The 1,732-nt window shown below is 69.5% G+C and carries 3 protein-coding genes; 2 read left to right on the top strand and 1 reads right to left on the bottom strand.

What is annotated here, in order from left to right; all coding sequences use genetic code 11:
* A partial coding sequence (locus tag Q7W29_12590; protein MDO9172656.1) for a LysR substrate-binding domain-containing protein occupies nt 1-433 on the top strand: 433 nt, incomplete at its 5' end.
* 55 nt (nt 434-488) lie between these two features.
* Here Q7W29_12590 and Q7W29_12585 read toward each other — a convergent pair.
* Nucleotides 489-1,421, bottom strand: a complete 933-nt coding sequence (locus Q7W29_12585; protein MDO9172655.1) for an AraC family transcriptional regulator — start codon at nt 1,419-1,421, stop codon at nt 489-491.
* Nucleotides 1,422-1,619: 198 nt separating this feature from the next.
* Between Q7W29_12585 and Q7W29_12580 the strand changes: the two genes are divergently transcribed.
* Nucleotides 1,620-1,732 (top strand): (2Fe-2S)-binding protein (locus Q7W29_12580; GenBank protein ID MDO9172654.1); only part of this gene is annotated, 113 nt, incomplete at its 3' end.

Raw genomic sequence — 1,732 nt, 5'->3', positions numbered from 1 at the left:
GCCGGCGGGCTTCTCGCAGATCCTGGTGTCGAGCCAGCCGTTCATGGCCTGCCTGCCTTCAGGCCATCCGCTGGCGAACGCAAAAGTCCTGTCGCTCGATCAGCTGAAAGGCGAGGCCTTCGCCATCGTGATGCGCGCCGTTTCGCCCGACTACCACGACCGCATCCTCGCGGCCTGCGCGGACGCGGGGTTCGAGCCGTCGCTGGCCTTCGAATTGCGGCACTGGCTGAGCGTGGTCTCGGTCATCGCGCAGGGGCTCGGCGTGGGCCTGGTGCCCGCCGCATTGCAGCAGGCCGGCCTGCCCGGCGTGGCCTTCGTGCCGCTGGCCCAGCCGCTCGCGCCCTACGACACGCACTGCCTCTGGCGCACCGGGCGCGACCAGTCGGCGCTGGGGGCATTTCTGGCGGCGGTGCGCGAGGTGGCGGCGCGGTGAGCACTTCGACAGGCTCAGTGCGAACGGCTTATGGGCTGTCGAGAGAGCGTCCGCCTCAAGCCGTTATTGGCTCCTGCCAGCGGAAGTCGGCCACGTCTTTCGACGGCGGCGCGCCGAACATGCGCCGGTACTCGCGGCTGAACTGCGACGGGCTTTCGTAGCCGACGCGAAACGCCGAGGTGGAGGCGTCCATGCCTTCGGAGAGCATGAGGCGGCGCGCCTCGGTCAGGCGCAGCTGCTTCTGGTACTGCAGCGGGCTCATGGCCGTCAGGGTCTTGAAGTGGTGGTGGAAGGTGGAGAGGCTCATGCCCGATTCACGGGCCAGTGTCTCGACCCGCAGCGGCTCGGTGAAGCGGGCGTTGAGGCTGGCGATGGCGCGCGCGACCTGGTGGCTCTGGGTGTCGACGGTGGCGATCTGGCGCAGGCGAGCGCCAGCCTCGCCCGTGAGCAGGCGGTAGTGGATTTCGCGCTTGATGAGCGGCGCCAGCGCCGGGATGTGCTCGGGCTGGTCCAGCAGGGCGAGCAGGCGGTCAAAGGCTTCGAGCAGGGGCGCGGTGATGGCGCCGGTGGTCATGGCGCGGCTGTCGCGGGCCACGGTCCCTGCGGGTGCCGCGGGCGACTCCAGCATCAGCGAGGCGATCTCGCGCCAGTCCAGGCGTAGGGCCACGCCGAGGTAAGGCCGCTCGGCGCTGGCCTCGACCACCGCCGACCTCACCGGCAGGTCCATCGACGTGATCAGGTAGCGATCCTCGCCGTAGCACAGGGTCTCGTCGCCCAGCGTGATCCGCTTGCTGCCCTGCACGATCACGGCCACGCAGGGTTCGTAGACGCTGCAGGTGTTCAGGAAGGGCTGGTCGATGCGGATCAGCATCAGTCCCGGAATCTCGGGCGGCATGTGCGGCGAGCTGTCGATCGCCCGCTCCAGCAAGCGCCGGACGATGGACGCGCGCGCGCCGGGCGCGGGTGGGGTGGAGGAAGAATCGGGCATGGCGGGATGCTGGTGTCAGGTCTGCGGGCCATGGTATCGGCACTTGCTCGTTTGTGCAGCGCGCTCGCAGGAATGGGCAAGCATGGCGCAGGTTCAGGCTAACGCCGGGCGGGTGCCCTGGTCGACACTGGCGCCCTTCCCGGGGCTCGGCCGCGGGAACCCCCGCATTCCCGACACCCCCGTTTTCAGGAGCCCTCCATGACCACCTTGCAAGTCAACGGCCGCGCACAGCAGCTGGACGTCGATCCCTCCACGCCCGTGCTCTGGGCGCTGCGCGATTCGCTGGGCCTGACCGGCACCAAGTTCGGCTG

It is taken from the genome of bacterium, from assembly GCA_030654305.1.
Taxonomy (GTDB): Bacteria; Krumholzibacteriota; Krumholzibacteriia; order LZORAL124-64-63; family LZORAL124-64-63; genus PNOJ01.
The sequence above is the reverse complement of the archived record's forward strand: the minus strand, read 5'-3'. Positions and strand labels throughout refer to the sequence as shown.

Coding starts and splice junctions, on each gene's coding strand:
- Q7W29_12585 (MDO9172655.1), bottom strand. CDS start 1,421: ATGCCCGATTCTTCCTCCACCCCACCCGCGCCCGGCGCGCGCGCGTCC.